The 23,976-nt window shown below is 44.0% G+C and carries 25 protein-coding genes; 9 read left to right on the plus strand and 16 right to left on the minus strand.

Features of this window, described 5'->3' with window-relative positions; translation table 11 throughout:
* Position 1: 1 nt before the first annotated feature.
* The 5 genes from AC121Z_RS08335 to ccoN all read right to left on the minus strand — a co-directional run bounded on the left by AC121Z_RS08335 (position 2) and on the right by ccoN (position 3,747).
* A complete protein-coding gene (locus AC121Z_RS08335; protein WP_498128040.1) occupies positions 2-496 on the minus strand; it encodes a FixH family protein in 495 nt (164 codons plus the stop codon).
* Between the two features lie 65 nt (positions 497-561).
* Entirely contained in the window at positions 562-1,512 is a 951-nt protein-coding gene (ccoP, locus tag AC121Z_RS08340; protein WP_498128041.1) for a cytochrome-c oxidase, cbb3-type subunit III, read from the minus strand.
* Positions 1,509-1,694, minus strand: a complete 186-nt coding sequence (locus tag AC121Z_RS08345; RefSeq protein ID WP_498128042.1) for a cbb3-type cytochrome oxidase subunit 3 — start codon at positions 1,692-1,694, stop codon at positions 1,509-1,511. The genes ccoP and AC121Z_RS08345 overlap by 4 nt, the downstream gene beginning before the upstream one ends.
* Positions 1,695-1,696: 2 nt before the next feature.
* Complete coding sequence (gene ccoO, locus AC121Z_RS08350) at positions 1,697-2,302, minus strand: cytochrome-c oxidase, cbb3-type subunit II (RefSeq protein ID WP_498128043.1); 606 nt, start codon at positions 2,300-2,302, stop codon at positions 1,697-1,699.
* Between the two features lie 11 nt (positions 2,303-2,313).
* Positions 2,314-3,747 carry a cytochrome-c oxidase, cbb3-type subunit I gene (gene ccoN, locus AC121Z_RS08355; RefSeq protein WP_498128045.1) on the minus strand — a complete coding sequence of 478 codons (1,434 nt, stop codon included), beginning with the start codon at positions 3,745-3,747 and terminating at the stop codon, positions 2,314-2,316.
* A 143-nt stretch (positions 3,748-3,890) separates the two neighbouring features.
* Here ccoN and AC121Z_RS08360 point away from each other — a divergent pair, with 143 nt between their 5' ends.
* On the plus strand, positions 3,891-4,409 hold the full coding sequence (locus tag AC121Z_RS08360) for a hypothetical protein (RefSeq protein ID WP_498128047.1): 519 nt from the start codon (positions 3,891-3,893) through the stop codon (positions 4,407-4,409).
* A 2-nt stretch (positions 4,410-4,411) separates the two neighbouring features.
* On the opposite strand, the gene bfr (AC121Z_RS08365) is transcribed toward AC121Z_RS08360, so the two are convergent.
* From bfr (AC121Z_RS08365) to AC121Z_RS08390, 6 genes are all read right to left on the minus strand, one after another.
* A complete protein-coding gene (gene bfr, locus AC121Z_RS08365; RefSeq protein ID WP_498128049.1) occupies positions 4,412-4,879 on the minus strand; it encodes a bacterioferritin in 468 nt (155 codons plus the stop codon).
* A gap of 1 nt (position 4,880) precedes the next feature.
* The gene (bfr, locus tag AC121Z_RS08370) at positions 4,881-5,357 is read right to left on the minus strand and encodes a bacterioferritin (RefSeq protein WP_498128050.1); all 477 of its coding nucleotides are present in this window, start codon (positions 5,355-5,357) and stop codon (positions 4,881-4,883) included.
* A gap of 140 nt (positions 5,358-5,497) precedes the next feature.
* Positions 5,498-7,072 (minus strand): cation:proton antiporter domain-containing protein, encoded by a 1,575-nt coding sequence (locus AC121Z_RS08375; protein WP_498128052.1) that lies wholly within the window; start codon positions 7,070-7,072, stop codon positions 5,498-5,500.
* Positions 7,073-7,165: 93 nt separating this feature from the next.
* Complete coding sequence (locus AC121Z_RS08380) at positions 7,166-7,546, minus strand: hypothetical protein (RefSeq protein ID WP_498128053.1); 381 nt, start codon at positions 7,544-7,546, stop codon at positions 7,166-7,168.
* A gap of 69 nt (positions 7,547-7,615) precedes the next feature.
* Positions 7,616-8,536, minus strand: coding sequence for an alpha/beta fold hydrolase (locus tag AC121Z_RS08385; protein ID WP_498128055.1), 921 nt, complete (start codon positions 8,534-8,536; stop codon positions 7,616-7,618).
* A gap of 58 nt (positions 8,537-8,594) precedes the next feature.
* Positions 8,595-10,061 (minus strand): flavin-containing monooxygenase, encoded by a 1,467-nt coding sequence (locus tag AC121Z_RS08390; RefSeq protein ID WP_498128056.1) that lies wholly within the window; start codon positions 10,059-10,061, stop codon positions 8,595-8,597.
* Between the two features lie 105 nt (positions 10,062-10,166).
* Between AC121Z_RS08390 and AC121Z_RS08395 the strand changes: the two genes are divergently transcribed.
* From AC121Z_RS08395 to AC121Z_RS08405, 3 genes are read left to right on the plus strand one after another with little or no spacing between them, the layout of a single operon-like run.
* Positions 10,167-11,807 (plus strand): FMN-binding glutamate synthase family protein, encoded by a 1,641-nt coding sequence (locus AC121Z_RS08395; protein WP_498128057.1) that lies wholly within the window; start codon positions 10,167-10,169, stop codon positions 11,805-11,807.
* A 13-nt stretch (positions 11,808-11,820) separates the two neighbouring features.
* Positions 11,821-12,189, plus strand: a complete 369-nt coding sequence (locus AC121Z_RS08400; protein WP_498128058.1) for a VOC family protein — start codon at positions 11,821-11,823, stop codon at positions 12,187-12,189.
* Between the two features lie 3 nt (positions 12,190-12,192).
* Entirely contained in the window at positions 12,193-13,197 is a 1,005-nt protein-coding gene (locus AC121Z_RS08405) for a Gfo/Idh/MocA family protein (protein ID WP_498128059.1), read from the plus strand.
* 28 nt (positions 13,198-13,225) lie between these two features.
* Here the strand turns inward: AC121Z_RS08405 and AC121Z_RS08410 are convergent, their stop codons facing one another.
* From AC121Z_RS08410 to AC121Z_RS08430, 5 genes are all read right to left on the minus strand, one after another.
* Positions 13,226-13,822: a CBS domain-containing protein gene (locus AC121Z_RS08410; RefSeq protein WP_498128060.1), complete on the minus strand. Its 597-nt coding sequence runs from the start codon at positions 13,820-13,822 to the stop codon at positions 13,226-13,228.
* Positions 13,823-13,880: 58 nt separating this feature from the next.
* Positions 13,881-14,174, minus strand: coding sequence for a hypothetical protein (locus AC121Z_RS08415; protein ID WP_498128061.1), 294 nt, complete (start codon positions 14,172-14,174; stop codon positions 13,881-13,883).
* A gap of 296 nt (positions 14,175-14,470) precedes the next feature.
* Positions 14,471-15,589, minus strand: a complete 1,119-nt coding sequence (locus AC121Z_RS08420; RefSeq protein WP_498128063.1) for an ABC transporter permease — start codon at positions 15,587-15,589, stop codon at positions 14,471-14,473.
* Positions 15,573-16,505 carry an ABC transporter ATP-binding protein gene (locus AC121Z_RS08425; protein WP_498128192.1) on the minus strand — a complete coding sequence of 311 codons (933 nt, stop codon included), beginning with the start codon at positions 16,503-16,505 and terminating at the stop codon, positions 15,573-15,575. The genes AC121Z_RS08420 and AC121Z_RS08425 overlap by 17 nt, the downstream gene beginning before the upstream one ends.
* Positions 16,496-17,443, minus strand: a complete 948-nt coding sequence (locus AC121Z_RS08430; RefSeq protein ID WP_498128065.1) for an HlyD family secretion protein — start codon at positions 17,441-17,443, stop codon at positions 16,496-16,498. Before AC121Z_RS08430 ends, AC121Z_RS08425 begins: the two co-directional genes overlap by 10 nt.
* A 306-nt stretch (positions 17,444-17,749) precedes the next feature.
* Between AC121Z_RS08430 and AC121Z_RS08435 the strand changes: the two genes are divergently transcribed.
* The 5 genes from AC121Z_RS08435 (at position 17,750) to AC121Z_RS08455 (ending at position 23,803) form a co-directional block, all read left to right on the plus strand.
* Positions 17,750-19,387 carry a phosphoethanolamine transferase gene (locus tag AC121Z_RS08435; RefSeq protein WP_498128067.1) on the plus strand — a complete coding sequence of 546 codons (1,638 nt, stop codon included), beginning with the start codon at positions 17,750-17,752 and terminating at the stop codon, positions 19,385-19,387.
* Between the two features lie 10 nt (positions 19,388-19,397).
* Positions 19,398-19,787 carry a diacylglycerol kinase gene (locus AC121Z_RS08440; protein ID WP_498128069.1) on the plus strand — a complete coding sequence of 130 codons (390 nt, stop codon included), beginning with the start codon at positions 19,398-19,400 and terminating at the stop codon, positions 19,785-19,787.
* 243 nt (positions 19,788-20,030) lie between these two features.
* Positions 20,031-21,170 (plus strand): acyl-CoA dehydrogenase family protein, encoded by a 1,140-nt coding sequence (locus tag AC121Z_RS08445; RefSeq protein WP_498128071.1) that lies wholly within the window; start codon positions 20,031-20,033, stop codon positions 21,168-21,170.
* A 28-nt stretch (positions 21,171-21,198) separates the two neighbouring features.
* A complete protein-coding gene (locus tag AC121Z_RS08450) occupies positions 21,199-22,167 on the plus strand; it encodes an alpha/beta fold hydrolase (protein WP_498128073.1) in 969 nt (322 codons plus the stop codon).
* A gap of 190 nt (positions 22,168-22,357) precedes the next feature.
* Positions 22,358-23,803, plus strand: a complete 1,446-nt coding sequence (locus tag AC121Z_RS08455; protein WP_498128075.1) for a hypothetical protein — start codon at positions 22,358-22,360, stop codon at positions 23,801-23,803.
* The last annotated feature ends 173 nt before the right edge of the window (positions 23,804-23,976 follow it).

The following is a 23,976-nucleotide window of genomic DNA, read 5'->3' on the forward strand; positions in this document are numbered from 1 at the left end:
CTCAAGGGGCGAACCGTATTGGTTTAGATTGAGGTAAAGCAAGAACTTGTTGGAGTTTCCATGCTTCATCTAATGGCAATAGCGTTACCCGCCATTTCCCATCCAATGCTTGCTCAGTATGACCACGGTAAACCCCCTTGGCGTCTGCGGCCAACAAAATATTGATATCTCGATCTTTTAAGGTTACGTGATAAAGCGATAACTGGAGCGCCTCGTTTGAACGTGGTGTGCCTGATATAAAGCGCAACGCGATCGCACCGTCAGATGAAAAGCTTAACTCTGTTACGATGTTTAGGTCTTTAGCGGTTTGAATTTTATCCAAACGTGCGTTGATAGCGCGACCTTCTTTATAGTAATCATCCACTACCAGACTGTCGGTTGTGTTAGTGGCTAAATGAAGGACGAAAAAGCCGACGATAAAAGAGGAAAGTGGTACGGCTATCAAAAACCATGGCCAAAACTGTTTGTACCATGGGGTGACTGTTGCTTCGCTCATTACTAATTAAGATCCTATATAAAAAAGCCCCGCGTAAACGGGGCTATGATGACACTAATTACGGACTAATTCGATAAGCTATAAACGTACGTTGCAACAACGTGGATCTTATCTTCGCCCAACGTTTTAGCAAACGAAGGCATCATACCATTACGACCGTAATTTAAAGTTTCTGTGACTGCGCGTTCGCTACCACCATACAACCAAATATTATCAGTTAGATTAGGTGCGCCAATCATCTGATTGCCTTTACCGTCCATGCCATGACATGCAGCACATGCAGCAAACCGGACCTTACCTGCGTCTTTCAGCGACTGATCAACTTCACGGCCACTTAAACTTAGCGTGTAGGCAACCACTTCCTTAATACCTTGCTCACCAAATGGAGCCAACCAGCCTGGCATCGCGCCTTGGCGACCATTGATTAAAGTTTCTTTGATTTTATCGCCGCTACCACCATACAGCCAATCATTGTCAGTCAGGTTAGGGAAGCCACCATTTTGACCACGGGCATCTGAACCATGGCATTGTGCACAGTTTTGCAAGAATAGGCGTTGGCCTACTTTCACCGCTTCTTCATTTTTCACTAACTCTTCAACGGGTACCTTAGCGTATTCCGCAAAGATTGGATCGAAACGCTCGCTAGCAAATTTGATTTCGCGGTCATATTGAACAAGCGCATTATTTTCAATGGCTGCTTGTTGCTTTGCCTTTGATTCCTCAAGGGTTAATACGCCTTGATTTGAGCTAGTCCAGCCTAGTAAACCTTTATAACTGCCAAGGCCAGGGTAGAGCACTAAGTAAACTAATCCCCATACAATGACGATATAAAAGAGAATGGTCCACCATTTGGGTAGTGGGTTATTGATTTCTTCAATACCATCAAACTCGTGCCCCATACTCTCGCCTTCAGGCACCCCAGTGTGGTTAGCTAGGCACCAACGCAATAACAGGTAACAACCGAATATTAAACCCAGTGTGATTACCGAAATCCAAATTGTCCAAAACATGCTCATGAGTTTTCAGACTCCTGTGTCTTATTTTTTGTGTTCTTGTGGTTTTCTTCATCGGCAAACACTAGGTTTGCGGCCTCGTCGAATTTCTTCTTATTGCGACTACTAAACGCCCAGAAGACCACGCCAATGAAGGAAACGAATACGATGACAGTAAATATGCTGCCGATTACACCTTGATCCATAACTATTTCAAATGTGTGCCAAGCGATTGAAGGTATGCAATAAGGGCTTCCATTTCAGTCTTACCCTGAACAGCCGCTTTTGCGCCAGCAATATCTTCATCAGTATAGGGAACCCCTAAGTTCTTGAAGATTTGCAATTTCTTACCCGTTTCGTCACCACTCAACACATTTTCTTGCAACCAAGGATAACCAGGCATATTAGATTCAGGAACAACGTCACGCGGGTTTATCAAGTGCACACGGTGCCACTCGTCGCTGTAGCGTCCACCGACCCGAGCAAGATCTGGCCCTGTACGTTTTGACCCCCACAGGAAGGGGCGCTCCCAAACCGATTCACCTGCAACGGAATAGTGACCGTAGCGCTCTGTCTCAGCACGGAAAGGGCGGATCATCTGACTATGGCAGCCATAACAACCTTCACGGATGTAGATGTCGCGACCTTCCATTTCGAGCGCAGTGTACGGGCGTAAACCAGTCACTGGCTCCATGGTCTGTTGCTGAAACATTAGTGGAGTAATTTGCACCATCGCACCAAAGCTGATTGCAACTAATATAAGAACGGTCAAAAGTCCTACGTTCTTTTCAATTATCTCATGTGGATTAGCCATTTTCTTACTCCTTAGGCTGCTTGACTAGCAGGCTCTTGGCCAATGCTTTCTTTAGGGGCACGAATAGTCATGTAAGCGTTATAAGCCATAATGAGCATCCCTATGACAATGAATACCCCCCCCAAGAAACGCACAACATAGAACGGTTTTGAAGCTTCGAGTGACTCAACAAAACTGTAAGTTAATGTTCCGTCTGCGTTTACTGCACGCCACATAAGGCCTTGTAGTACCCCTGATATCCACATTGCTACGATGTACAACACAACACCAATAGTGGTTAACCAGAAATGCACGTTAACCAACTTGGTGGAGTACATGCCACGCTGACCAAACAGAACCGGGATCAAGTGATAAATCGAACCAATAGACACCATGGCAACCCAGCCTAACGCGCCAGAGTGAACGTGACCGACTGTCCAGTCAGTGTAGTGCGACAATGCATTGACCGTTTTGATACTCATCATTGGGCCTTCAAAGGTCGACATACCGTAGAATGACAATGATACAATCAAGAAGCGCAGTACTGGGTCAGTACGCAATTTATGCCACGCGCCAGAAAGCGTCATGATACCGTTAATCATCCCGCCCCAAGACGGAACGAAAAGAATCAATGACATCACCATACCCAATGATTGAGTCCAATCAGGTAAAGCGGTGTAATGCAAGTGGTGAGGACCGGCCCAAATATAGAGCGAAATTAATGCCCAGAAGTGAACCACTGATAGGCGGTAACTATAGACTGGACGGCCTGCTTGCTTCGGTACGAAGTAATACATCATGCCCAAGAAGCCAGCCGTAAGGAAGAACCCAACCGCGTTGTGCCCATACCACCATTGCATCATGGCATCAACGGCACCAGCGTAGAGAGAATAAGACTTGGTAAAGGATAGCGGGATCGCCATACTATTTCCGATATGCAGAACCGCTACCGTCAACATAAATGCGCCTAAAAACCAGTTGGCAACATAAATATGTGAAGTCCGTCTGATCACCAATGTTCCAAAGAAATTGATAATGTAGGCAACCCATACTAGAGCAATTAATATATCAATTGGCCATTCTAATTCTGCGTATTCTTTACTACTTGTGATACCTAACGGCAAGGTAACAACAGCACTTAGAATAACCGCTTGCCACCCCCAAAAAGTGAAGGCTGCGAGCTTGTCACTAAATAGTCTTACCTGACACGTGCGTTGCACGATATAGTAAGAAGTGGCGAACAAAGCACACCCACCGAAGGCGAAAATAACGGCGTTAGTGTGAAGCGGACGCAATCGAGAGTAGGTTAACCACGGGAGGTCAAAGTTCAATGCGGGGGCAAATAATTGCGCCGCGATTAAAACTCCAACAGACATCCCAATGATACCCCAGATGATTGTCATCACGGTAAATTGCCGGACTACTTTATAGTTGTAATCTGGCTGTGCTTGGCTGATTTCACTCATTTGACGGATCTTCCACTGCAATTTAAAAAAGTGTTTTCACTGTGTCCTTGGCAGTTTTTGCTTTATTTATAGCCACCAAGTGGTTTTTGACCTTGCGATAATAATGCTTTTAAATACATAAAGATACCATAAGCACATTTCCGTTGATCTCGGTCAATAAACGCAAGCTAAACGTTAAGAACAGGTTAAAAAATCGTTATATGTCGCTGCAAAAACATACAGCTATTTGGGTTTTCATCACTTTTTTGATTTTGACATTTATATTTGTAAAGAATGTCATCGATCCAAGTGAAGGAACCTCGAACATTAGTGAAGTAAATATAGCATCTACTGCAAGTTGCATCATTCAGAATAATGTTTGTCAGTGGACGCATAACGAACAAAAATTCGAATTTACCTTTATTACCTTGCCCGAAGTGGAGGAGGAAATCATTTTTCGCCTAGTGTCCGATGAACCATTTAGCGTCACTCGGGCCTGGATCGAAGGCAGCAATATGTATATGGGTAAAACGCCAGTAATCGCGAATGAAAGCGAAGCAGACTCTTTTGCTGGTGTGTTTTTTTTAGGCAGCTGTAACCAAGCAGAGATGCACTGGATACTGTTTCTCGAAGTGGAAGGAAGTCTGGAGCCTTTTAAGCTCCAGTTTTCCACAAGGCAATAAACTTAAATTTGCGACTGCAAATAATTAGGTAATCCCAATCGTTTAATTAGGCCTAACTGTTGTTCTAACCAATACGCATGATCCATTTCGGTATCATCTAACAAGGTCAATAGAACATCTCGGGTGACATAGTCTTCTTCATTTTCTGCTAAAGCGATCACCTCACGAAGCTTTTCTGCCACCTCATATTCAACACGTAGATCACTTTCGAGCATTTCAGGCACATCTTTACCAACTTTAAAACCAACCCGCGTTTGCATGTCGGGTGTTCCTTCTAGAAACAGGATCCGCTCTATTAGCTTAGTTGCATGGCTGCGTTCGTCATCAAATTCGTGATTGATCCGCTCATATAATTTATTCAGGCCCCAATCTAAATACATTTGAGAGTGAATAAAATACTGATCCATCGCGGCTAACTCATAACCGAGTAGGGCATTCAGACCTGCAATAACATTAGATTTACCTTGCATTTTATTCTTCCTCCATCACTTGAGTTTGTAGGTAGTTTTCAAGTCCAAGTGAACCTATCTGATATTGCTGAGTTTCTAACCAATCAACGTACTCTTCTTCATATTCGAGTATCTCTTCTAGAATATCGCGACTTACATAATCTTGCTTCTCTTCACACAGAGCGATCGCACGTTTCAGTACGGGAATTTGTTCCAGTTCAAAATCCATATCGCATTGCATCATTTCTGTCGTTTCTTCGCCGATATATAATTTTCCAAGCTTTTGTAAATTCGGCAGGCCTTCTAAAAACAAAATGCGTTCGATTAACTCGTCGGCCTGTTTCATATCTTTAATGGATTTTTTATAAGCAGCGTCGTTGAGGCGTTTTAGCCCCCAGTTTTTGTACATGCGTGCATGCAGAAAGTATTGATTGATGGACGTTAATTCACTGGTTAAAACTTCGTTTAGAACCGCAATAACTTTGCTATCCCCGCGCATAGAGTCTCCACTCGGTTGAATATTTCAAACAGTATAGACTCAAATGGATATAAATTCACATTTTTCTTTAAAAAACATAAGGATACAAATTGATAACGATTATCAATTAGGCTTCTATTCTTATTTGTAACGGCTATTTTTTATGGCTGTTTCGCATCAACAAACTCGAGACTCTCCTCAGCAAAACCAAGGCCAGCTTCTTTGAAAAAGTTAAATACTTTATCAACGCCACTCTGTTGCAACAATGGAACCTCGTCTTCGTAACGTGCTATTGCGGCAATTTTTCCGCTAAAGTTAACGCTTTTGAGTTGTTGGGCAATATTAATGGCATCTTCGATAGAAGGAAGGGCCAACATAACCAATTGCACGTTACTGATATCCAAGCATTCCCAAAGGTCTGCATCTTCACCATCGCCATTAATCACTTGTAGTCCCTGTTTTTGCAGTTTACGGATTTTGCTGCGGTCAGCATCCATACCCCAGACCTCATCACCCACCAGTTTTGACAAAGAAGAGAAGGCACCCATTCCTACACGCCCCATACCGACGATTAAAAACCTACCATTATCCATAACCGGGTATAAGTCTTCTGGCAAACGGCGTGACTTCTCCCAGCGCTTTAACACGGCATTATACTGACCATAAATGCTATGCGCCGAGCGATAGACGATACTGGTGATCACAAAAGAGAGCGAGACCGCTAACGCGATGATCACTAACCACTCGGTAGTCATTAGGCCCAGTGAAACCGACAATGCAGCTACGATTAGACCAAATTCACTAAAATTTGACATGACCAAGCCCGTCAGAAAACTGGTTCTAGCACGTAAGCGTAAAGCGGTAAGGAGGCCATAAAACAATAAGTATTTAAGCGGTAATAATAGCGCAATGCCCAATGCCAGTAGAAACATATCCAATGATGGCAGGGCGGTTAAACCAATACTGATGAAAAAACCGATCAAAAATAGATCTTTGAAGCTAAGTAAGGCTTTTGCCATCTCTGCTGATTTGGCATGACTGGCTAATAACAAGCCCAAAACCAGCGCCCCTAAATCCCCCTTAACGCCTACCAATTCGAATAATTGATAGCCGCCTAGCGCAAAAATCAAACCGGTCAGTGGTAGCAATTCACCGTGTCCTGAAGCATTAACAACACGGCCAAAGATGCCGCGAAAGGGAACTAACATAACGAGTGTGAGAGCCCAAATATCTGGTAATTTACCCGTTGCAACCACAAGGAATACGACAGCAAAAATATCCTGCATAACAAGGATACCCATCGCCACTTTGCCATGGCGAGTCTTACTCTCGCCGTTTTCTTCGAGCACCTTCATGACGCAGACAGTACTCGAAAAGCTCAATGCAAAAACGATTAACGCTGTCGTTTGGAGTTTGATTTCAGCGATATATTGCAAACTGGTATATGACAATAAAGTAATGATTACACCAGCCAATGCCATCCAGAGACCTGTATGCAGGACACTGCCAAGCCAAACCTCCCGTTTAGCCAGATCCTGCATATTGAGTTTAAGGCCAATCGTAAACAACATTATGGTGATGCCAAGCGCAGCAATTTGATCAATCGTCGCGTTACTCTGAAATCCCAAAGCATGGAGGATAAAGCCGGCAGCCAAGTAACCCACTAGTGGTGGTATCCCTAATTGTTTGACGCCCAATCCGCAGATAAACGCAAACAGTAGCAAGATGTACTCCATGGGCAGGAGGCTCCTTTGTTGATAATTGGCAGTAAAGAAATGGCAAATAGATTGTGGTAAAAAAAGGAAATCGTTGCAATAGACAACGCTTGTTTAATGCTTGTCTTTTAACCTTTCAGATAGTGCATTCAGTTCCATAAGTAGTGCGTTTTCCTTGATACGCAATGCGCCTAATTCAAAGGTTATCTCAGCTTCTCGTTGCTTAACTTGTTCATAAGTCATATCGCGCGTGGCGAGTGGCGTCGACGATCCAGATTGGGGCTCAGCAGAGGGAGTAGTGCGCGCTTCCTGCTCACGCTTCACTTTATTTCTTTCTGCGCGATCGATGAGTTCTAACTTGTCTGCAAATCGTGCCAACGCGACTCGATTGATATTGATCCCGAGTTCGTGGCATTGTTCTAGTGTTTTGTCGTATTGACGATAGTTATTCGCGCGGATTAAGCGTTTAACCAAATCGACCTTGTCGTCCTTCACCCGGATCACTCGTTAATAAATCTTACCCGATGTCTTGGTATCGGCCATTAGTACTGAAATTGCAGTAGTTTATATCCTGTTTAAATGATGCTGTACAGCATAAGCTGTTCGCTGAGGTGCTTCTAACATAGGCATATGCCCTAAGTCATACCACACATGACAGTTACAACTCAGTGCTTGTTGCCATGGTTCAACGCCACTGACATCAATGAGCTCATCCTTAGCACCCCAAATAATCAGACTAGGACAGTTTATGTTAGGTAATGCGGCAGCAAGTCGTGAATTATCACGGTTAAAGTCTGCGTAAATCTTGGCCAGCTCAGGTTTACGGGTAATGTAATTGTCGGCAATGGCGTCTCGCACTACACGAGGGAAATAGGGTGGGCGAGCCATCACCATTGTGTAAAAGCGCTGAAAATCCGCCCGACTGTCCATTAAAAACGGGTTCTGGCCCAATGCCAACATACCTGCCATGGGACTTGGTTTTGCTGTTACCATTCCGGCAGGATCTATAACGGTTAACGAGAGCGCGTGCTGCGGATAATAACTCGCTATATGCGCACCAATCATGCCACCCATAGAATTTCCCACCAAGTGCGCTTGTGTATGGTTTAGCAGCTTCATCAGCGCACACACTCGTTGTGCTTGTGCATCAATACTGTAATCCTGCTCAATTGAGTATCCAGTCTCACCATGACCGGCTAAATCAGGGATAACAACAAAAAAATCATGCGTAAAATATTTTGCAAACCGCAGCCAAACAGCATGATCAGCACTGAATCCATGAATTAATAGTAACATGGGTTTTGCACTATCTGCGGACGCCCAAACATGATGAGTGATATTGTCGACTTCGATTAAACGACGTTTAAAACCGTAGAGTCTAGCTTCAACACGATTAGACCATTGATATAAAAGCTGTCCCAAACGGGGATATGTGTACCAATAAACAAAAGTCAGCAGTAAAAATAGCAAAAATAAAATAAGCATATGATTTAATTGATCATTCCCATTCTTAAACGTCAGTGAGAGTGGTTACGCGTTACTCTTAATTGGTCACTTTATGATGCTCAGGTCTAAATCGTTTACATAATTTTCGGTAAGTAAAACTAAATCCCGGAAACATCGCTGTCACTTTACCACTCATGCTCTTATACCATGAGTGACAACCACCGGTTTGCCAAACCGTATTTGCCATTTCTTTATGGATCATTTCAGTATAAGTCGCTTCGGCCTCAGGGATGACCGCGATACTCCGCCCTCCGCGGCGCTTTACATATTCAATAGCACTGAAAATATAATTCATTTGTGCTTCAATAATGAAAAGTGCAGATGTGTGTCCAATACCAGTATTAGGGCCTGTGACTATAAAAAGATTGGGGCAATCGGGCACGGTTGTGCCGAGGTAAGCACGTGGATATTCGTGCCAAAACTCTTGCAACAGTTTACCGCCTTCGCCAATAACGGGATAGGGCACCAAACCATCAGTCGCATCGAAGCCGGTAGCATAAATGATCACATCAGTCTCAAGCTCTTCACCTTGCAGCGTCTTGATAGCATTGGCCGTGATTTCTTTGATCCCATTATGCTTATCAAAAACGTGTGTGTTTGGATGCGTAAGTGCTGGATAATAGGTACTTGATACAATTACACGCTTACACCCAATAGTGAAATCAGGGGTTAACTTTGCGCGCAATGTCGGATCTGTCACTTGTTTACTAAGGTGCTTCAACGCTGGGCGCTTACCAATAATGTCGAGCATTTTTCGAGAGTATTTAAAACCTAAAATCCGGATTTCTAATAGCCAATAAATAACGGTTCGTAACAGTTTATAAATCCATCGGACTTTGAGCAGTTTTCTTTGCCATGCCGAGAATATCAAATCCCAGCGCGGAAGAACCCAATGGGGAGTGCGTTGAAATACATACAAGCAATCAACTTCATCAACGATGGCCGGAATGACTTGAGCAGCACTAGCACCACTACCTATAATCGCCACTTTTTTACTTTTTAAATCAACGGCGTGCTGCCATTCATTGGTATGGAACGCCGGACCCAAAAATGTATCTTGCCCCTTAAGCTGAGGGATTACAGGCATGCTTAATGGACCTGATGCATTGATTACAAATTGCGCATGTAAGATCTCGTTATCATTAATCGTAACTTCCCAAACACACTGATCAGAGAGCCAGCGAAGTTGCGACACATTGCTTGAACAGCGGGTTTTATCCTGCAATTGATAGCGGGTGTAGATATAATCTGTATATGCAGCAAGTTCTTCTTGCTCAGCAAACATACGGGACCAGTCATAGGGCTCGAAAGATAAACTATACAGCATTGACTGCACATCAACAGCTGCACCTGGATAGGTGTTTTGTTTCCATGTACCACCAGTGAAACTGCGTCGTTCAAGGATAATAAAGTCTGTAATCTTATTTCGGAGCAAATGAATAGCAGCTATTTGCCCACCGAATCCACTACCAATCACTACGGCAGATAAAACATTTCGCTTCACGTTTACAACATCCCAATACGAATTCAGCAATACTCTACTCAGCCTAGAGAATAGATGCTATACCTTTAAGCTATATAGAAAAAATCGAAAAAGACTGAGAGATTGATGGAACGACAGAGTATATTGATTTTGCTAACCCTGTTGGGGCTTAGTTTGATAGTTAGCGTGTGGTTGGGCCCTTTTTATTGGGCTACCGTTATTCTGGCTACATTACTCGCTATCGCACTTTATGATCGCTTCCAACACAAGCACTCTATTTTACGCAATTATCCGTTAATTGGTCGTTTCCGCTGGTTAATTGAAAAAATGCGTCCTTTCATCCAGCAGTATGTAATCGAGCCAGATACCGGCGGGGCACCCATTGAGCGGATGTTTCGTAATATTGTGTACCAACGAGCCAAACGCAGCCGTGAGACCATTCCCTTCGGTACGCAAATCGACACGTACCGAGATGGTTATGAATGGATCGGGCATTCACTTTCAGCTCGAGATGTTGAAAAGTTGGACTGTTCTCCACGGGTAAAGATTGGAGGTAAGGACTGCAAACAACCCTACACCGCCAGTATATTAAACATCTCGGCAATGAGTTTCGGCTCACTTAGCCAAAATGCTATCCGAGCCTTGAATAAAGGGGCCGCAACTGGCGGTTTTTCGCATAATACGGGGGAGGGAGGCCTAAGCCCTTATCACTTGGAACATGGTGGTGATATCGTTTGGCAAATTGGTACGGGTTATTTTGGTTGTCGTGCAGCCGATGGTGCTTTCGATCCCGAACAATTTGCTGAGAATGCGAATAAGCCACAAGTGAAAATGATTGAAATTAAGTTATCACAAGGCGCTAAACCCGGTCACGGAGGGATCTTGCCTGCGCACAAGAATACCCCTGAAATAGCTAACATTCGTGGTGTAGAACCTTATACTCAAGTTGACAGTCCAGCCCGCCACAGTGAGTTTAAAACCCCTGTAGAGATGCTTGAATTTATCGCCAAGTTACGAGAATTGTCTGGCGGTAAACCGGTGGGTTTTAAATTGGCTGTAGGGCGTCGCAGTGAATTTGTCGCAATCTGTAAAGCCATGCTCGATACCGGAATAAAGCCCGATTTTATAACGGTTGATGGCGGAGAAGGGGGCACAGGAGCAGCGCCTTTAGAATACTCCAATTCAATTGGTACACCGTTAAAAGAAGCGTTAGCTTTTGTCGACGATATATTAACTGGCTATGGGTTGCGGGAAGACATTCGAGTAATTGCCTCAGGCAAGATCATTACGGGGTTTCATCTGATCAAGCATTTAGCGTTAGGCGCGGACCTTTGCAACAGTGCCCGAGGAATGATGCTAGCGCTTGGCTGTGTGCAGTCTTTATCGTGTAACACTAATGAATGCCCAACCGGGGTAGCGACGCAAGATCCGAAGTTAGCGAAAGGTTTAGTAGTTAAGGATAAAGCTGAAAGGGTGTTTTCGTTTCATCAAAAGACCATGCACGTTGTTGCTGACATGTTGTCTTCCACAGGCCATACGCATCCAAGTGAATTAAATCGGACCCATATTTACCGACGGGTAAATCAAGAAACGGTTAAACGCTACGATCAAATCTACCCGATTATTGCGCCGGGAGCGTTCTTACAGGGACAAATCCCTGATCGTTATCATATCGATATAGAAGAAGCCAGCGCCAGTACCTTTATGCCGCGGGTGCAGCTGACTAGTATCGATGATGAAAGATTAATTCCAGTATCGAACATATAGGAAGCAATTCAGTATGACTAAAAAAACACTCGGCCGTATGGGATGGTTGGACCTAACCGTTGATGATGCTACGGCGATTAAAGATTTTTATTCGCGGGTTGTTGGTTGGCAAGCAGACGCGCTGTCAATGGGCGAATATGATGATTATATGATGAAAGCCGCAAATGAAAGTATCGCGGGTATTTGCCATAAAAAAGGCAGTAATGCAGACATGCCATCACACTGGATACCCTATTTTGTCATCGCTGATATTGGTACTGCATTAGAAAGTGTTACCGAACTTGGTGGTGAATTATTGTCCCCCGTACGCAGTTACGGGGACAGTTCGTTCGCCATTATTAAAGATCCAGCGGGTGCAGTATGTGCCCTTTTTCAAGAGTAAGTCATGCTAAGAAACAGTTTAAACTGGGGGATCATTGGTTGTGGCCACATCGCTAAGATGTTTATGACGAGCAATGCAGCAGTGTCAGATTCTCGCGTTGTCGCTTGTGCTGCACGTGATAAAGAGCGGGCAGAATCCTTCGCCAAGCAGTATGAAATATCCCAAGCCTACGGTAATTATGCAACGTTAATTCAAGATCCGATGGTGCAAGCTATATACGTAGCGACCACTCATAACACGCATTATGCGGTGGTCGCACAGTGTTTAAAAGCGGGTAAATCGGTGCTCTGTGAAAAACCTTTAACGGTAAATGCCAAGCAAGCGGAAAGCCTCTACGCTATCGCAAAACAATACAACGTGCTCTTGGTGGAAGCAGTCTGGATGCGCTTTTTACCCGCCATTCATGCGTTAAAAGCACATATAGAAGAGGGCGTTATAGGGGAAGTTAATGCCATCCATGCTAACTTTTCATTTAATGGGCAATTGGCGTCGTCACATCGATTGCAGGATCCGAATACTGCCGGTGGCGCGCTACTTGACCTCGGGATCTATACTCTGCATTTCGCCGATTTAATTTATGCAAGAAAACCCAATAAGATAAGTAGTCAGGTACGGTTTTCCGATACTGGCGTTGATGCAAGTAATTATATTGTTGCGGAGTATGCGCCAAACCAACATGCTGTTTTGTCATCGAGCTACGTTAATCACACGCCTACACATGCAACTATTACCGGTAGCAAAGGTATTATTGAAGTTCCTGACTTTTTAGCCGCGAAGAGTTATCACATTCATATTGGAAAGCACGCGCAGACAATTTCACAGCCGTATGTTGACCAGCAAAATTTCACTGCCGAAATTAGCGAGTTCAAAGCTTGTATAGAGCAGGGGCTGACAGAATGTTCCTCTGTCCCCAAGGAGAGTACATTGCGTGTTATGCATGTGATGGACACGTTGCGACAACAATGGGGTTTAACCTATCCCAATAACGTTGAAACGATCGACTTATAAAAACGCGGGCGAAATCGCCCGCTTATGGTCATGCAGAATTTTTTATTCGCTCTGGTTGCGCGATATCACTATTTAACAACCCTAACCAATCATTAAAACTGCTAGGTTCAGCGTAACCCTCAGGCAATCTAAAGTGCTTAGCGATATCGTGCAAAGTAATAATACCACTCAACTTAGTATTTTCATCGCTGGTCACGAGTATATAGGGCTCTTCGTAGCGTTTGAAACTAGTAAGCAATCGATTGACCGACGAGTGATTCAACTCACTTAATGCAATACCGACTAATTCAGAGCGTTTTTTCATAAAGTCTGATACACGTAAATCGTGTCGATCAAAACCATCAGCGACTCTTTGCATAATATTTTGCTGGCTTAAGTCTGTGCTAGTGACCACACCAACAAACTTGAGTTGATTATCTACAACAAAGCGCATTTTGACATGCGCCTTTTTCATTAAATACGCAGCTTCAACCGCCTTCGTGTTGGCATCAATAACTAGTGGACGCTGGACTGTAAAGTCAGTCAGCAACAAGCGAGCAGGTGAACGTAACGTTAAATAGCTGTGGTCTTCAGGCCAACAAAAACCATCCACAGTATCGCATTTTGATAAAGTAAATAATGACATTTTTCATTCCTCTTAAATTTAACTAATTGAGTGCTGTTAGCACCTCGGTACGTGAGATTTAAGAAGTGAGCGGAGGCCCGCGAATAGTTTGTTTTACGAAGTGACGGGCAAGCGTTACATCAACCCAGTATTCAAAGGCGTAAATAACGCATAATAAAGCGAGGATGTCGGTATCAAATACTAGCGCATCGACATCCTCTGGATCTGCGCCCGTAAGGTCATTACCAACTGCATGAGTATCTTGTGTCGTAAGAGAAAGACTTTCACCCGCATTAATCTGCCACCGATTGTTTTCAGACGAAAACACAGCAAGTAATGAGATTAATGTGACCGCACTTATTAAACGTAACACGTATGAATACACTAAACAGTTATCAACACTATAAATGTAGACTAAAGATTAATGGGTGAGAAATAGGGTTGTTACCAATCAGCGTTATTTTGCGACTAGTAACTTTTAGTGAAAGAGAACAGAGCGCCGCTATTACTAGGTTCTTGAAGCATATTATAAGAATACTTTATTTAACATAATATACATTATGCGCAATTAGGTGTTAGGTAGGTTCATCTCTTTATTGAAAAATCACTTTCTTTAAATATACCAAACACGTTGTCAACGTTTCCTAGTCCTATTTAATGACATTAATCCTAATCCAGTCGCTTCTTAAAGCGCAAAGTCGCGATTAGCATGCCTACCAATGTAAAAGTTGCAAGTGCGATAAGATCTTCTGGTACGTCACTCCAATGCGCTTGCCGTAATACCACGGCGCGGATCATTCTTACATAGTGAGTAGCAGGCAAAATTTCAGCTAACCACTGAGCGGGTTCAGGCATGGCAACATAAGGAAACATAAAACCGGACAACAGAATAGACGGCAGTAGAATGAATACCGTCATCTGCATTGCCTGCAATTGTGTGGTTGCTCGAGTTGATATCAGTAGGCCCAAGGTTAAACTGGCAAGTATAAACATAAGAGTCACCACAAACAAAGACAGCCAATGTGCCGGTAAAGGCACATCAAATATGGCATGCCCTAAGCCCAAAATGAGCACGGTTTGGATCAGTCCAATCACTAGGTAAGGCACGATTTTTCCTAACATCAATTCGATCGGTTTAATTGGCGTATTGATCAAAAACTCCATATTCCCTTGTTCGCGTTCACGCACAATAGCCGCAGATGTAAACAACACCATGGTCATGGTTAAAATCACCGCCACCAAACCCGGCACAATATTAATGGCTGAGCGACGCTCAGGGTTAAAATAATGCACTACAGAAATCATTGGTGAAATAGTGGTACTACCGCCCAACATCTGCGTATCATCAAGTGGCAGTTGTTGGAGTCCATGGATAGTGTTAGACAGCATTGGATCCGACGCATCCGTTAGCCATTGCGCAATGGGCTTTGAACGTTCACCTTTACGCCAGTTAGCCAAACGTCGTTCAAAATCAGGCGGAATATAAAGTATGACATTCACTTCCCCACTGGTAACCGCTTGCTCAGCAAGCTGCAATGCCGCGTACTGCCTCACCACGTGTATCGCCTGACTGGCCTGTAAGTCTTGAACCAATATCCGCGCATTGGTCGTTTGACTAAAATCCACGATGCCGGTGGGTACATGGCGAACATCGGTATTAATTGCATAACCAAAAAGCAACAATTGGATCAACGGGATCATCACTATCATGGCAAAGGTGACACGATCTCGCGACAACTGGCGCAGCTCTTTGACGATAACCGCCAGTACCCTACTGAGATTCAGCATAAGCTTTCCCAGTATGCGCGACGAATACGTCTTCGAGGGAAGGACGAACGCATTCAGCAGACAATGAAGCATAATCATTACCGAGCCACAAATCTGGGTTTTCTATCGAGTGCCGTAACAACACGCGCAACGTTTGTCCAATCTGAGCAACCGATAATACTTCGTGGCGTTTGAGTAATTCAGATTTAACTTTACGTAATTTATCTCCTCTTAATTCGATTACGCGGCCATTGAGATTGGCCATTAGCATTTGAGGCGCTCCGTCAATCCGCTTTTTACCTAATTCCAGAATGGCAAGCTGATGACAACGCTCGGCTTCATCCATGTAATGCGTAGAGACAAGAATGGTTGTGCCCTGATCGCTTAAGTCAAATAAGCCTTCCCAAAACTCCCGCCGATTCTCAGGATCCACCGCCGAGGTTGGCTCATCTAAAAACAATAACGAAGGTTCATGAATGGTAGCGGCCGCCAGCGCCAGTCGCTGCTTTTGCCCGCCACTGAGTTCGCTTGCTCTTACTTTTTGTTTATCTGCAAGATGGTATTGAGTTAATAGGCTTTTCACTCGCTCACGCCGTTGCGACCCCGGCAGACCATATACTTGACCAACAAAATCTAAATTTTCTTGCACCGATAAAGTGTCGTATAAGGAAAATTTCTGCGTCATGTAACCCACTTTACTGCGCAGCATTTCCGCCTGTTGTGGAATGCTTAATCCCAACACGTTTACCTCACCACTGGTTGGCGTTAATAGCCCTGTAAGCAATCGGATCGAGGTCGACTTACCACAACCATTCGGCCCTAAAAATCCAAATATCTGGCCTTTTTTTACCCGTAAATCGAGATGATCCACAGCCGTGTATTCGCCAAACTTTCGTGTTAACTGCTGCGTTTCAATCACCCAATCGGTCATGGCAATACCATTTGAACCGGCATACCACTCGGTAAATTCTCAGCATCGATTAGGGTAATTTCTGACACATACACTAATCGTGCTCGTTCGCTTTGCTGCAATGCATAGTAGGGAGTAAAGCTAGCCTCAGATGATATTTTCCGGATAGTTCCAGTCAGCATGCCTTTCAATCCATCGGCTTGTACCTGAACTTGCTGCCCCACTGTAATCGATGCCAGATATGGCTGTGGTATATAGACGCGAGCATAAGGTGAATCGTTTACGGCAATTAATGCGGCCACATTGCCTTGCGGTATCCGTTCCCCTAAATGGTACGGCAGGTCCTCTAAAATACCACTGCGAGTTGCAATAATAGTTAAATCAGCGAGGGCTTTTTCAGCTTGTGCAACGACCAAAGTCTGCGCTTCGACACTAGCCTTGGCCTGCGCAATCGCTTCAGGCCTGTTGCCGTGTTGCAGTTCAAGTAACTGTTGACTAGCATTCTCAGTTGCAGCTGAAGCTGCAGCATAGAGTTCTTGCGCAACATCCAGATCAGCTTTGCTGGTGAGTTGTCGCTCCATCAACTGTTGCTGTCGAACGAGTTGCGCTTTAGCTAATTCACGTTCGGCGGTAAGTTGCTCTAATCGCGCTCGTGCCGCCGCCACTTGTTCAGTTCTCGCACCATTCTCTAATTCCTGCAGCCATGACTCAGCGCGAACCAGCTCTTGCTTAGCTTGAGCAACTTTTAACTCAAGTTCAGTACTGTCTAATTGTAATAGTGGCTGCCCTTGCTCAACATGCTGTCCTTTTTGCGCCATTACTTCGATGATAATTTCCGAGCGCGTTGCCAATAGCCTTACTTGGTCTCTCTCCAATGTACCATAGGCAACAGGCGCTTCATTTGGCGCGCAACCCATGAGTAATTGCAGCGATATCACTATGACAAGCCGCCACGTTTTCTGCATTTACCGCTCCCTTTAGAACTTCACACTGCAAGTTGTTAGATACGACCCCCTAGCCCATTACTTTTTATCTTAGAGGCTAATTGGATGCTCTGCACCACAAAACTAACATAAATCCAATTCAGTAGAACACAGAAGAAATAGTTGTCCCATCCGTGATCCGATAAGCTTCTCTTAAGGTTTCAGGCGTAGGATTTTTATTATGAAAGTGCTGCGGATAAGAGCTGTTAAGGTCACAGCCAACTTTATCTAATGTAATCAGATAATTAAGTTAAATATTATGAGAAGTGTTACGAAGGTGATTGCTGTATGAAAACGAGATTCTTTTCTTTTCAGCCGAAACTTACACCAAACCAATTAACCCTTGCATCAGCTACATATATCGCGCTGGTGTTGAATATTCCCTTTTACATACATGTACTCAGTGCGGTACGTGAAAACAGTGATTTTAATGGCTTATTTCTATTGTCAGTGCCTTTGGTTTTAATGGGTTTGACAACGGTTTTTTATGCGGTTTTCTCGGTGCGCTGGGTTTTTAAACCCGTTATTATCTTTACTCTCCTACTATCCACTCTAATGTGTTACGCCACGCATTATTACGGCATCATTTTCGACCGCGGCATGTTACAGAATGGATTAGAAACAGACACTGCCGAGGCCTTTTCGTATGTGAATCTTCATGCAATCGTTTTTATGCTTGTGGTTGGACTGCTACCGAGTATGTGGATTGCGCGCACCAAGCTGATTTGCAAACCTTTGGTGAGCGAACTGTTTGCGCGGTTTCGGCTGATTGCAACAGCTTCAGCGGTCACCTTCGTATTAGCCGCTATATTCTATGTAAATTACGCGTCTGTGGGTCGAAATCATCGTGAGCTTACCGCCTATTTGATCCCATTTAAACTCTATGAAGCGTCATTTAAGTACGTGAGAGAGCAGATACAAGAGCCAGAAGATGCAGAACACTTCACTCTGTTAGATCCTTCGCCTTCATTGAGTTCTTCCGACGATAGGAAACTGACGATACTGATTGTCGGTGAAACCGCCCGCGCACAAAACTTTTCCTTAAATGGTTACGCAAGAGACACCAACCTTTTTACCCAAACGCAACAGGTTGTATCGTTTAATCACGCTAGCTCATGTGGCACAGCGACAGCATTGTCACTACCCTGTATGTTCTCTCGTTTGGATAGAGAGCATTACGATAAACATCAGGCGCGCACTCAGCAAAATGTACTCGACATTGCACAAGCAGCAGGTATTGATATTGAGTGGATTGATAATAATAACGGAGGATGTAAAGGCGTTTGCGATAGAGTAGATGCAACCTTTATCCGTCCAGATACACCCAATCCACTGTGCGATGGGGAATACTGTTTCGATGAAATATTATTGCAAGAACTCGATAACCGTTTAGCTTCGATTGATGACAAGCATCTAATAGCTCTGCATTTAATGGGATCACACGGCCCCACTTATTACAGACGCTACCCAGCAGATCACAAACGGTATACACCCGACTGCCCTCGTAGCGATATTCAAAATTGTGATCATGCATCACTAATCAACACCTACGACAATACAATCGCATATACAGACTATGTCATCAGTGAAGTAATTAAACGCCTTGATACATTCACCGCACAAACTGGTATTGAAGCAAGCTTGCTATATGTGTCCGACCATGGTGAATCCTTAGGAGAAAACGGTATGTACTTGCACGGGTTTCCTTATGCCTTCGCACCTAAAGAGCAAACGTCGATACCGATGTTGTTCTGGAGCAACGCTGAAGAGTTCGAGCGCACGTGCGTTAAGCAGCTGGCTCATAAAAATATTTCGCACGATAACCTGTTTGATACGCTTTTAGGTATGTTAGGCGTGCAAAGTAAGGTGTATGATGCGCAGCAAGATATTTTTGCGACTTGTTCTACTCAACCAGCACTAACGTAACTGCCCTCTCATGGATCACAACACACAAACGTTTACGAGCAGCGATAAAGCCACTGGCATAAAGCGCGTTTTACTTGCTGCCAAAAATTCAGCAGTGGGTATTCGTTGGATGCTCAACAACGAAGCGGCATTTAGACAAGAGTGCGCGCTATTGATTTGTGCTCTTCCATTCGTTTTTTGGATGGACTTTAGTCTTCTCGAGCGTGTACTGCTTATTGCTTCAATTCTGTTCATTATACTGATTGAAACGATCAATACAGCGATCGAGGCTGTGGTTGATCGGATAAGCGATGAAATTCACCCTTTATCAGGTCTGGCAAAAGATCTGGGTTCCGCCGCAGTAGCTATTAGCATGGTTATCGCAGCAGCAATATGGGCAGTAGTATTAATTGGACACTGACCGACGCATGAATCCACATTCATGCTTCATTAGAGTACCGAAGAAAGTCAATATTAACTACTTTTTTGTGCTTTTGGGCACTTTCACTTTTGCCGGTTCTGCTCACGCGAAGCAAAATGTATCGTGTTAGTCAGATTAAATTTTTGCTACTAATTCCTATCTATTAATACAATCAATAACCATTCCTTGCGCTCTAAACGTATTATAACCAAAAATTAGTTGTCTATTATTGAGGAGCCGGCAATGAGCGAACATGAGGAATTAACTTTATTCCGCGACATGGTGTTACGCTTTTTAGAACAGGAAATTTTACCTAATTATGAAGCTTGGGAAGCTGCCCATGAGACCCCTCGTGAAGTCTGGAAAACGATGGGCAATGCCGGCCTTTTATTAGTTGATATGCCCGAAGATTTTGGTGCTGCCGGTGCAAGCTTTGATGTGGCACAAATGATCCAAGAAGAAATGTGTCGGTTAGGACTCCATGCTCTAGCCACTGGCTACAATATTCACGCCAATATCGTAGCGCCATACATACTAAACATTGGCAACGTTGAACAACAGCAACGATGGCTACCATCAATGGTAACAGGTGATGTTTTAACCGCACTCGCAATGACTGAACCAGGTGCAGGAAGTGATGTAGCGAATATGCGCACTACAGCAGTAAAGGACGGTGATAGTTACATTCTGAATGGTTCAAAAACGTTTATAACCAATGGCAATCAGGCCGATATGATTATTGTGTGTGCCAAAACTGATAGCAAAGCCGGCGCCAAAGGAATTTCATTATTTTTAGTTGATACCTCCCTGCCCGGTTTTTCTACGGGCAATCCCATCAGGAAAATTGGCCAGCACAGCAGCGATACCGCAGAACTGTTTTTTGAGAATATGCGAGTTCCAGCAACCGCATTGTTAGGTGAAGAAGGCAAAGGCTTTGTATATTTAATGCAAGAGTTACCACGTGAGCGTTTGGGGTGCGCCATTCAAGCTATTGGTCATGCGCAAGGAGCACTCGATCTCACGATTGACTATGTCACACAACGTAAAGCATTTAATCAACCTGTCAGCCAATTTCAAAATACTCGGTTTAAGTTAGCGGAATGCCAAACCGAATTAGAAATGTGTCGCGCATTATTTGAGAAGCACACCGAAAAATACAAACGACATGAAATGACGGTTACTGATGCGGCGATGCTAAAATTGGCAGCTACCGAAATGCAGTTGCGCATGGTAAATGAATGTCTGCAGTTGTTTGGTGGTTATGGTTACACTGACGAATATCCGATTTCCCGGTTTTATCGTGATGCTCGCGTGCAAACCATCTATGCGGGCAGCTCTGAGATCATGAAAGAAGTCGTGGCACGCGGTATCTTAGGGCGCTAATTGCCTCTGCAACTTTGGAGAACTTGTCATGTTAGTGTGGATTATTAGCTTCATTTTAGTTTTGCTAACGCTAACGCTCCTGATCGGTTGGGTGACAACGCGGCGTTTCGATAAAACGTTGCTGGAGAACTTTCCGCGCTCAGGAAAGATTACCGCAGTGTCTGGTGGCAGTATTCATTGGACGGTTAAGGGAGAAGGCCCAGCAGTTGTCCTTGTGCATGGTCTAGCTGGAAATTTGCACAACTTTCGTAGCTTAGAAACGGTGCTGGCGAGAAACTACCGTGTGTATTGTTTGGATCGCCCTGGAAGTGGACACTCAGGCCGCAAATACAGCACTGATCCAGGGTTTACCACTCAGTCTGCAATGATCGCTGAATGGATGACAAAGGAAAACATTGAGCCAGCTATTTTTGTGGGCCATTCAATGGGCGGGGCAATCTCACTCAATCTTGCAATTAACGCACCTGAGAAAGTCAAAGGTTTAGCTCTGATTTGTCCTCTCACCGCACCACTGACTATCAAACCCTCACGTGCTGCTCAAATTTATTTTCGCAGTCCCCTGCTTCGTTATGTAGTGGCAAAAACTGTCTCGCCATTGATCCACAAAAAGATTGGACAGCGGCAAGTCAACGTTATATTTAAACCCGAAACTCCGCCATCAAACTTTGCCCGCGAGCATGGGGGTGCACTCGCGATGTTATCCAATGCGTTTTTAGCCGCTAGCGGTGACCTATCCAATGCCCAGCGCAGCCTTCGCAAGCAAATAAAACAATACCGGCAAATTCAATGCCCAGTAGTGGTTTTATACGGGCAAGAGGATCGCGTGCTCAACTGCCATGAACATACCAAAATGATCAGCGATACTGTGCCAAACGCAACAATCAAAGTTTTACCAAAGCGCGGGCACATGCTCCCTATCACCGCCGTCGACGAGTGTTGTGAGATCATTGATTTTGTGATGAAAGAAAGCAGTAATCAGTACATTCCGCTGGAATAATTACCAATATCATGCGGTATAAATTTTATAATTGACTATAGTTAGCCATAACCAAAAGTACTGGTTTTCTACCGGTCCTAACGGTATGTTTTATTTGTTTTTTTAGCTTTTCGCACAACCGCACAGCGCCAACAATGGTATTCAGTAATGAATGGTTAATAATGGCGCTGCTGGAGAACATCTTAACTGTATGCCAATTCAACACGAGTCGAGTTACACCCGCGCAATTACTGATCTAATCGCATTAGTTGAAAGTCCGACTGAAAGTGCCGATTGCCTTGTGCAGGATGCCGCCGTCTATTTTAAAACAGCGGCCAATCTGAAAGAAACTATCACAACGTTAAATAACACGGTTTCAGAAAAACAAAACTCATTGCAAACGGCGAGTAAAAAAGACCAAGAAAACGTTAAAAAAGAACTAGACAAGGCTGAGAGCGCACTAAAGGAGGAGCTCACATCACAAGAGGAAGATCGTCTTGCCCGTCTAGAGCGCGCAACGATTGTGTGTGAAAAAATATTGGCGTTAAGTGAAGGCAAGGACCTGAATGAAACGCTTGAAAAGAGCGCCAAATTTTTGGGTAGCATACTGTTACTATCCCCTGGTGAGGGACGACGTTTACAAGGTCTGCATCAGCGTATGAAACCTTGTTACAAAGCGGTTTTAAGTGTTCGTTTGCTGGATGCGTTGATGCAGCAAAAACAAGTAAAGAACAAGTATCTTAATACGAATTATGATAGTGATTTACGTTTTAAAGATGAAGGCCGTCAAGGCCAATTAGCTACCGTTATTTTTCCAATTATGCTCGTTGCATTATTTCAAGATATCGGCATGCAGCACCCTGCTGCACAAAAAATTTTGAAAGGCGTCAATAACGAGTTAGACCCATACCGGGTGTTATCCGTTGAAGAGCGTAAGGAACTACTGAAGCTTAATTTTCAGCATACGCTAGATTACTTAGAGCACGGCTTAGGCATGCATAAATATGTGGGTAATAGCCGAGAAGAGCGCGACAATTTTAATCACATACAGAGCCAAGCAATTGCCTTTATTAAGCTGGTTATGAAAGATATTCTAAAACCGCGGCATGGATTGGGCGAAATCATCAAAATCCCCCAAATATACGCCTCTGTGGTGTTATCAACCAAACGTGATTACAAAGCGGTAGAGTTACCTAAAGCCTGTTTGTTAATAGAACAACTCGCAGAAAAAGGTGCTATTAATAAAATTATAGCGGAGTTGTTTATCAAAATGGTAGGGCATTTCCCCCAAGGCTATGGGGTTACCTATATTCCAACCACCGCTCATGGAGAAGAGTTGGACCGCTATGAATACGCAATTGTCACGGGATTGTACCCAGATAACCTCTATGAGCCTGAATGCAGAGTCGTCTCTCGTAATCTTACCTTTATATCCTCAGGCCCGTCGCTCACAGTTAAACGTGCACTTAACTTGTATTTCCCCAAAACACGTACAAAATTAGCCAAATTAGACAAGGAAAAGCTCAAGGAAATATTGCAGCAATTAAAACACGAAGTCACCGATGAGCACGTGGAAAATTTAATCCCGCCATGCTGGCTCCCGCATGAATACTTCTCACAGAAACAACACCAAAACCTCTGGATCAAAGCCTACTAAACTGCCTTAAGGCACATGCATCAAGCCGAAATAAGCACGTGAGTTAGGTTGGAATTATTCTTGCTCTATCATACACAGACGAAATAAACCTATACGAAACGCTGATAAGTTAACGCTCAACTGCGTACTTTTTACAGTCGTGAGTAATGTTTACAGACACTAGAAAAAGGAGC

It is taken from the genome of Alteromonas sp. DYW1 (assembly GCF_059752595.1).

What these genes read in the sequence shown, in the direction of transcription:
- AC121Z_RS08335 (WP_498128040.1), bottom strand. Translation starts at nt 496, where the DNA reads ATGAGCGAAGCAACAGTCACCCCATGGTACAAACAGTTTTGGCCATGG.
- ccoP (WP_498128041.1), bottom strand. Translation starts at nt 1,512, where the DNA reads ATGAGCATGTTTTGGACAATTTGGATTTCGGTAATCACACTGGGTTTA.
- AC121Z_RS08345 (WP_498128042.1), bottom strand. Translation starts at nt 1,694, where the DNA reads ATGGATCAAGGTGTAATCGGCAGCATATTTACTGTCATCGTATTCGTT.
- ccoO (WP_498128043.1), bottom strand. Translation starts at nt 2,302, where the DNA reads ATGGCTAATCCACATGAGATAATTGAAAAGAACGTAGGACTTTTGACC.
- ccoN (WP_498128045.1), bottom strand. Translation starts at nt 3,747, where the DNA reads ATGAGTGAAATCAGCCAAGCACAGCCAGATTACAACTATAAAGTAGTC.
- bfr (WP_498128049.1), bottom strand. Translation starts at nt 4,879, where the DNA reads ATGCAAGGTAAATCTAATGTTATTGCAGGTCTGAATGCCCTACTCGGT.
- bfr (WP_498128050.1), bottom strand. Translation starts at nt 5,357, where the DNA reads ATGCGCGGGGATAGCAAAGTTATTGCGGTTCTAAACGAAGTTTTAACC.
- AC121Z_RS08375 (WP_498128052.1), bottom strand. Translation starts at nt 7,072, where the DNA reads ATGGAGTACATCTTGCTACTGTTTGCGTTTATCTGCGGATTGGGCGTC.
- AC121Z_RS08385 (WP_498128055.1), bottom strand. Translation starts at nt 8,536, where the DNA reads ATGCTTATTTTATTTTTGCTATTTTTACTGCTGACTTTTGTTTATTGG.
- AC121Z_RS08395 (WP_498128057.1), top strand. Translation starts at nt 10,167, where the DNA reads ATGGAACGACAGAGTATATTGATTTTGCTAACCCTGTTGGGGCTTAGT.
- AC121Z_RS08400 (WP_498128058.1), top strand. Translation starts at nt 11,821, where the DNA reads ATGACTAAAAAAACACTCGGCCGTATGGGATGGTTGGACCTAACCGTT.
- AC121Z_RS08405 (WP_498128059.1), top strand. Translation starts at nt 12,193, where the DNA reads ATGCTAAGAAACAGTTTAAACTGGGGGATCATTGGTTGTGGCCACATC.
- AC121Z_RS08410 (WP_498128060.1), bottom strand. Translation starts at nt 13,822, where the DNA reads ATGTCATTATTTACTTTATCAAAATGCGATACTGTGGATGGTTTTTGT.
- AC121Z_RS08420 (WP_498128063.1), bottom strand. Translation starts at nt 15,589, where the DNA reads ATGCTGAATCTCAGTAGGGTACTGGCGGTTATCGTCAAAGAGCTGCGC.
- AC121Z_RS08430 (WP_498128065.1), bottom strand. Translation starts at nt 17,443, where the DNA reads ATGCAGAAAACGTGGCGGCTTGTCATAGTGATATCGCTGCAATTACTC.
- AC121Z_RS08435 (WP_498128067.1), top strand. Translation starts at nt 17,750, where the DNA reads ATGAAAACGAGATTCTTTTCTTTTCAGCCGAAACTTACACCAAACCAA.
- AC121Z_RS08440 (WP_498128069.1), top strand. Translation starts at nt 19,398, where the DNA reads ATGGATCACAACACACAAACGTTTACGAGCAGCGATAAAGCCACTGGC.
- AC121Z_RS08445 (WP_498128071.1), top strand. Translation starts at nt 20,031, where the DNA reads ATGAGCGAACATGAGGAATTAACTTTATTCCGCGACATGGTGTTACGC.
- AC121Z_RS08450 (WP_498128073.1), top strand. Translation starts at nt 21,199, where the DNA reads ATGTTAGTGTGGATTATTAGCTTCATTTTAGTTTTGCTAACGCTAACG.
- AC121Z_RS08455 (WP_498128075.1), top strand. Translation starts at nt 22,358, where the DNA reads ATGCCAATTCAACACGAGTCGAGTTACACCCGCGCAATTACTGATCTA.